Consider the following 6,581-nt stretch of genomic DNA (forward strand, 5'->3'; position numbering starts at 1 on the left):
CCATTATGTTACCTTCTTATAACAAGGACAGGTGTATTTTTCCGCGTCGTACTCACGCTCTGCCAAATTATTGTATATCTTATTCATATTTAGTTAACATAATCATTCAATGCTAATTATCAAAAGTTCTCGGTTTGTCCCTTCTTTCCTCCATCCGTCTCTCATGTACAAACTGAATACATTCTTTAATCGTAGCTTTCAACTACACTTCATGTTCCTAGCTAATTCATCTAATAAATACATCGATTCAATCATTATTTTCAAGGTCATTCTCTGTAGATTTTGAGACACATAAGCCGAATTAGTCGGTGGGTTAGCCATTCTCTTCTTGCCTCCTAACTTTTGAAAATTCGAGACGAAGAGAATTTTCTCCTTTTTAAAAGGGGTACCTTTTAGATACCCAGCCCTTTGCAAATAGGATTTTCTCTAATAAATAACCTTTATCAAAAATAAAAGGCTACCATATAGGTAACCTAAGTGTGTTTCTCATTTTCATCAACTTTAACTACCGTTTATAGTCTGATACAAATTTTCTGATTTCTTGTATCGGTATTTCCAAATTAATAGCCATTTGGATGAGTTCAGCCCATTCTTTATCAAGTTCTTCTACTGTATCGTTTGCCTGACTTAGCATTACTATTCCCCTATCAGAACCAGAGGGCAACCCAGCTATCTTTCTCACATCAGATTCAACTTCTTCTTGATAGCCCTGTGATTCTCTATATAGCAGTTCCCACTGTTCATAAAGGTTTTTAGCTGTCTTATAGTCATCGAAGTCCACTTTTAAATCTGTCTGTAATTTTTCTTTTAATTCGTGGCATGACTCTTCCCATTTCTCTAAGCTTTTTATATCAAAGAGTTTTGAAAATCTTTCAGAAAGAAGTAGGCTAAGATTTGTGGTATGAAAAATGGAAATGAAAATTAAAAATATGGAAACGGCATCGGTGTATCGGTGATACCTTCTTCAGCGAGGACGTCTGTAATCATCATAGTCATCATAATATCCCTAGCCAAGTTGTTGCCTGTTTACTTGTTCTTCATCAGCTCGTGTTTTTTGAAAGTAACTTGTTTTAACTAAACGGATTGCTGTTTTAAATTCTTGAGTCTTTTATTATGTCAATGTGTTTGTTTGAATCAATTATGCTGTTAATTATCATTGCCAAGTGTAATATTAAACATCAGAAATGTTAATCCATCTTTAACCCGAAATATAAAGAAACACCCCCTTCATACAAGGCAGCTCCATTAGATAGACGAATGATTATTTTTGTAAACCTTATATGCATAAGGGCTTTATTTGCTTATTTAATGATCGGAAAACATACTTAATGTCTAATCGAGCTTATTAAACTAAAGTATTTCGAAGATGCTATTTTCCTCCTTTGGGGAGGCATTTTTCTATTTTAATTAATTCCACCCTTACTTTATCCCTTCCATTGTTAAAATTACCATCTAAAACCCACCCTTGAAAAACCGAACAAACATTTCTGAAATTGAACAATAATAAGAGCTGTTTTTCAACGAAACCGAATATACTTCACTTAAAATCATGAAAACTCCACCTTAGAAGCGAAAAATCCACTACATAATAACGTTGTTACGAAACCTCAAACGGTGTCTAGAATTATTTTTTATGGTTTGTCATATGATGTCTGTAACGTTCATTTCTCAGGGAGGGAAGAAAATGCAAATCCATGTAGTCCAACGAAACCAAACATTAACTGTCATTGCACAAACATATGGGACTACCGTAAATGCTCTTATCGAAACAAACGAAATTCCGAATCCAAATAACCTCGTTCCAGGTCAAACGATAGTCATTCCTATAATAGGAAGCTTTTACTGGGTTCAGCCGGGTGACAGCTTATGGTCGATCTCCAAGAAATTTAATATATCCGTTCAAGAGTTGGCTGCTGTTAACCGTATTAGTGTTAATCAGCCTCTTCAGATTGGGTTTCGTCTTTATATCCCGCCACGTCCAAAGGTTAGGGCTGAATTTAACGCCTATGTGGAACCAAGGGGTACGTCTGTTTCTCCAGAGTTAGAAAGCAGTGCCAGGAAAGCTGCTCCGTATTTAACCTATTTAGCGCCCTTTAGCTTTCAGGCACTGCGTGACGGTACCCTTAAAGAGCCACTTCTAAATAATTTCCCGGCTATTGCCAGAGCCAATAATAATGTACTGATGATGGTGATTACAAATCAGGAAGCCGACGGATTCAGTGATGAACTGGGTAGAATCCTATTGAATGATATAGCAGTTCAAGACCGTTTTATCAATAACATCGTAGATGCTGCAAAGAAATATGGGTTCCGGGATATTCACTTTGACTTTGAATACTTACGTCCTGAAGACCGGGAAGCTTACAACCGATTTTTACGTAAAACACGCGATCGGTTTAAAAGGGAAGGCTGGCTTATTTCAACAGCTCTTGCTCCAAAAACAAGCGCCGAACAAAAGGGCCGATGGTATGAAGCTCACGATTATAAAGCCCACGGAGAAATCGTTGATTTTGTCGTAATTATGACGTATGAATGGGGTTATAGTGGAGGCCCTCCTATGGCAGTGTCTCCAATTGGGCCTGTAAGAGAGGTATTGGAATATGCTATCACGGAGATGCCATCTTCTAAAATAGTAATGGGACAAAATTTATACGGCTATGATTGGACATTGCCGTTTGTTCAGGGTACGACTGCAAAAGTCGTTAGTCCCCAGCAGGCTATTCAACTTGCCGCACAGCATAATGTCCCAATCCAATATGATTATCAAGCTCAGGCACCGTATTTTAATTATGTTGATCAGGACGGAAAAAGACATGAAGTTTGGTTTGAGGATGCACGCTCAATTCAAGCGAAATTTAATCTAATGAAAGAATTAAGGCTTAGGGGTATGAGCTATTGGAAGCTTGGTATAGCATTTCCGCAAAATTGGCTGTTGCTTGTCGATAATTTTGAAGTAGTGAAGCGACCAACTTAAATACAATGAGGGCTGTGAATTTTTCACAGCTTATTTTATTAGAATAAAAATGGATCGATCATTTTTCTAAAAATAACCATATATAAAATAGTACCAATGTTAACTGCTGAACATCTCAAACAATGAATTGTTCCATTGGTCTAACGTAAATCCATCTTCTCAAAGGCCTTTTTTTCACTATATATTCCGTCTTCTTTATGCTAAACTTCGACCATTTCCCCATAATTTAAAACTAATCTATTACTGAATATTTAACTTTCCAACCTATTAGTCGTCATTTGAAAAGTACCAGCGCTCTTTCACTTTAAATTAGAAGCTGGCTTGATGTGCATACCCTATACAAAGTTAGTTTACATAACTCTTAGAGGGAATTAACCAAATCAAAACCCCTTGGCGCTCATGAGGACACCTATAGATGCTTCGAGACGGCTACATAGTTGCATGAGGAGTATACTCGCGACCTGTTGACTAAGCCATACACATAAAGCAATTAATTCTTGCGCTTGATATTTACTTGTACGTTGAACAAAACCAACTTCTTTAGCTAATTCTTGAAGAGAAGTTGAAGATAAGTAGTTTTGAAGTTCCTGAGAAAAGAGATTCATTTCGTCGGAAATAGAAAAACTCATAGACAACGCCATCTTTCCTGTATATTTCTACAAAAAGAATAGCGTTTTTTTGGTTATGGGGATACAAATTCACCTTAGCTTGATGGCGATGGGGTGCGTCCAACAATAATTTCAGTTCTTCAACGGTCAAGATAGTGATTTCACTCTCCGTGAACTTTACGTTATTCACGTCTTCAAAAGGATTATCTTTTATTCTTCTTTCTTCTATTTTTTATTTTTCTTTAGTAATTCACTTGGCGATTCATAAAATTTGAATCTTCCAAAGATTGGTGACCGTTAAAGACTGACCTCCTTTTTATTTTGAATATTACCATCTGAAAAATTACCAAATGTAGGTATAATTTTTCATAAAGTGGTAAATCTAAAGTGGTAAATCAAGGAATAAGGAGGAACTGTTCATGCAACAGCAACAACCGAATCAATCTCAAAATCAGCAGCCGGTCTTTCAAGAGCCGCCACAGGTGATCACAGGGAAAGATTTTTATTACTTAACGGACATGCTTTCGTGGAACCTTTTAGGATTCAAAAAGGCACATTTTGCAGCAGGCCAGTGCCAAGATCAACAGATCGTAGCGGCCCTTGAAAAGGCATGCATGATGCACGAAAGACATTATCAGCGCATTTTGCAGCATTTGGAGCAAAATGGCAGCCAGATGAATCAATAAGGGGGACACATGAAATGAATAACAATCAAAACAAGATTCAAAATCCAGAAACACCTGTACCAAAAACACCTGAGATGAATGAGCGTGACTTCCTAAACGATATGCTTTCGTATGAAAAGTACATGACGGCATCCTATTCTACGGCAATGAATGAGGCAAGCCACGCTTCGCTATATCAGGACATTCACGCGATTTTTGACGAAACGAAGAATATGCAGCGTGAACTGTATAATCTGATGTTTCAAAAGGGATGGTACTCGCTTGAAGCGGAACAACCACAAAAACTTCAACAGGCCGCACAGCAGTTTACAGGGTACATGTCCCAGTTTCCGCATAATCCTCCAATGCAATAAGATCGCTCAAAAAGCTATGGTAACCAGTCCATAGCTTTTAGCTCATTCATTTTTCACCGTTGTAGAAAGTATACTTTGTGTATGTACTACCAAACTTTTCCGGAGGAGTGTTTTATAATGGGTGTGAACTGTTTATTTATGGTCGAAAGATTATAAATAAGTAATCAGCTATTCATGATAGTACAAGGTAAAATCGTTACGTGCTCGGACTATAACGGTCATTATGGGACAAAAAAGAGGTTGGGTACCTAAAAGGCGCCCAACCTTTTTAATTGCCGTTAAGGTGCTGAATTTTAGACTCCCTGCTGCTTAATTTCACTAACTTTCATTCTGGAATAATACACAGCATCAAACATATTATCAGACCTTTATGGGGTAGCATCACATCGCCATCAAGCTAAAAAATAAAAACATCCCAAAACGAAAAAAATGCTATTTTTTCTCTAAAATTAATAGAAAAGAAGAATTTTTTCGTTTTGGGGATACAAATTTATCTTAACTTGATGGGCATGTGATGGTACCCCTTAAAGCAGAAAATAAAAAAACGCTGCATTTAAGCAACGTTTTTACTCTGACGAAGGATTGGTTATTCCTAGCAGTATAAAGAATGTCACAAAACCAAAAATTAAGAATGCTTTAATTACATTTTCTACTATAACATCATACATTGGTATCCCTCCCGTTTTTTTAGTTTCCTATAGGTTGTTTTAAGCCATTGATAAACTTATCCTTTATTAAGTTACCCTATTTTTGGTTTCAAATTTATATGGAAAAACAATAAAACCCTTCAGGAATGAGATATTCTGATAAACATAAAGCCAACTCTAACCCAATATATTGGATTCAAGGAGGGACAAGTATGACTATTTTAAGAATGGTTTATTTTTTTCGGTCTATTTGTATTATTTTCTTTTTTATTTGTAATATAGATAAACTATTTCTTTTGGGTGTAACGAGTGATGCTGCATTAGATGTATTTATTACACCTTTCATTATTTATTGTTCATTTAAAATAGTAATACCATCATTAAGGAAAAGCTTTGCTTCTTGGTTTCTCCTAGATAAGAAGGAAATCCATCAAGCTGTATGTATATTCCTATTCTAGTAGCCAATATAGTTACTTTTTTGGTAAATATATATCGCTTCTTTCCTTATTGGTTAAGATTTGAACCAGTAGGAACTGGAAGAAATCAAGTAACCACTTTACAAGAAATTACGGACATTGGTTTAATGATTGGGTTGGTAACCATCGGTCCTATTAATGAGGAGTTCATATTCAGATACTTTTTATATGCTGGAATGATTTTGGCTTTTGCTGATATGGCTAAAGATTTTAGATGGACAGATAAGCTATTTAATCATTTGTTCGTATCGAGGACACCAATTTTCTGACCCTATTGCAGGAGCACTAAGGCAATACAAAAGTGTTTCTCTTAATCAACAAACTCACTTAGAACGTCTTTCTACTGGACTGCGAATAAATCGTGGCTCAGATGATGCTGCTGGATTACAAATATCTTCTCGTTTAACTTCGCAAAGTAATGAACAACTTACCTCCATTCCCCATCCTCCTTTACCTGCTTTTTAATCCCGACTGGCCACACTCGAAATTAACTTAATCCATTTTCAAACGTTTTTTCTCCTGTTCACAAAAATCTTCTACCGTAGATCTACTCCAATAAGGTGTTCCTGCAAGTTCAACATCAGCTTTCGGCATCTTTCCTCGGCTGTAGTAAACATTCAATTTACGTTTATCATAATTCAGTCCATTTTCTGATAAAAAATCAGCAAATTGTTTTTGGTTGAAATATTCATTGTTGCCTTTTCGAATGTGTGATTATTATTTGTTTTTATACAGTAATCGGTCTTTTACCAAGAAAAAAATTTTTTCATACGGCAGATGACTCTAATCCTAACCGAACACCAGAAGGGATTTTGTTACTTGTTATTTTTTTGTACA

The 6,581-nt window shown here is 36.1% G+C and carries 5 protein-coding genes and 1 pseudogene; 4 read left to right on the forward strand and 2 right to left on the reverse strand.

Features of this window, described 5'->3' with window-relative positions:
- Positions 1-505: 505 nt before the first annotated feature.
- A complete protein-coding gene (locus IOC57_RS25100) occupies positions 506-781 on the reverse strand; it encodes a hypothetical protein (protein ID WP_207441304.1) in 276 nt (91 codons plus the stop codon).
- Positions 782-1,684: 903 nt separating this feature from the next.
- On the opposite strand from IOC57_RS25100, the gene IOC57_RS25105 reads away from it, so the two are divergent.
- A complete protein-coding gene (locus tag IOC57_RS25105) occupies positions 1,685-2,974 on the forward strand; it encodes a glycoside hydrolase family 18 protein (protein ID WP_207441305.1) in 1,290 nt (429 codons plus the stop codon).
- A 386-nt stretch (positions 2,975-3,360) separates the two neighbouring features.
- Here IOC57_RS25105 and IOC57_RS25110 read toward each other — a convergent pair.
- Positions 3,361-3,603, reverse strand: a pseudogene (locus IOC57_RS25110) (IS4 family transposase); the annotation flags it as partial.
- 398 nt (positions 3,604-4,001) lie between these two features.
- On the opposite strand from IOC57_RS25110, the gene IOC57_RS25115 reads away from it, so the two are divergent.
- The 3 genes from IOC57_RS25115 to IOC57_RS26680 all read left to right on the forward strand — a co-directional run bounded on the left by IOC57_RS25115 (position 4,002) and on the right by IOC57_RS26680 (position 6,209).
- On the forward strand, positions 4,002-4,268 hold the full coding sequence (locus IOC57_RS25115) for a hypothetical protein (protein WP_207441307.1): 267 nt from the start codon (positions 4,002-4,004) through the stop codon (positions 4,266-4,268).
- Between the two features lie 14 nt (positions 4,269-4,282).
- The gene (locus tag IOC57_RS25120) at positions 4,283-4,621 is read left to right on the forward strand and encodes a spore coat protein (RefSeq protein ID WP_207441308.1); all 339 of its coding nucleotides are present in this window, start codon (positions 4,283-4,285) and stop codon (positions 4,619-4,621) included.
- Between the two features lie 1,312 nt (positions 4,622-5,933).
- A complete protein-coding gene (locus IOC57_RS26680) occupies positions 5,934-6,209 on the forward strand; it encodes a flagellin N-terminal helical domain-containing protein (RefSeq protein WP_396020889.1) in 276 nt (91 codons plus the stop codon).
- Positions 6,210-6,581 lie beyond the last annotated feature (372 nt).

Source organism: Bacillus sp. SD075, assembly GCF_017355165.1.
In the GTDB taxonomy this organism is placed as follows: Bacteria; Bacillota; Bacilli; order Bacillales; family DSM-1321; genus Peribacillus.

Bases quoted from the DNA above. Each gene is read 5' to 3' on its own strand.
- IOC57_RS25105 (WP_207441305.1), top strand. From the start codon at position 1,685: ATGCAAATCCATGTAGTCCAACGAAACCAAACATTAACTGTCATTGCA.
- IOC57_RS25115 (WP_207441307.1), top strand. From the start codon at position 4,002: ATGCAACAGCAACAACCGAATCAATCTCAAAATCAGCAGCCGGTCTTT.
- IOC57_RS25120 (WP_207441308.1), top strand. From the start codon at position 4,283: ATGAATAACAATCAAAACAAGATTCAAAATCCAGAAACACCTGTACCA.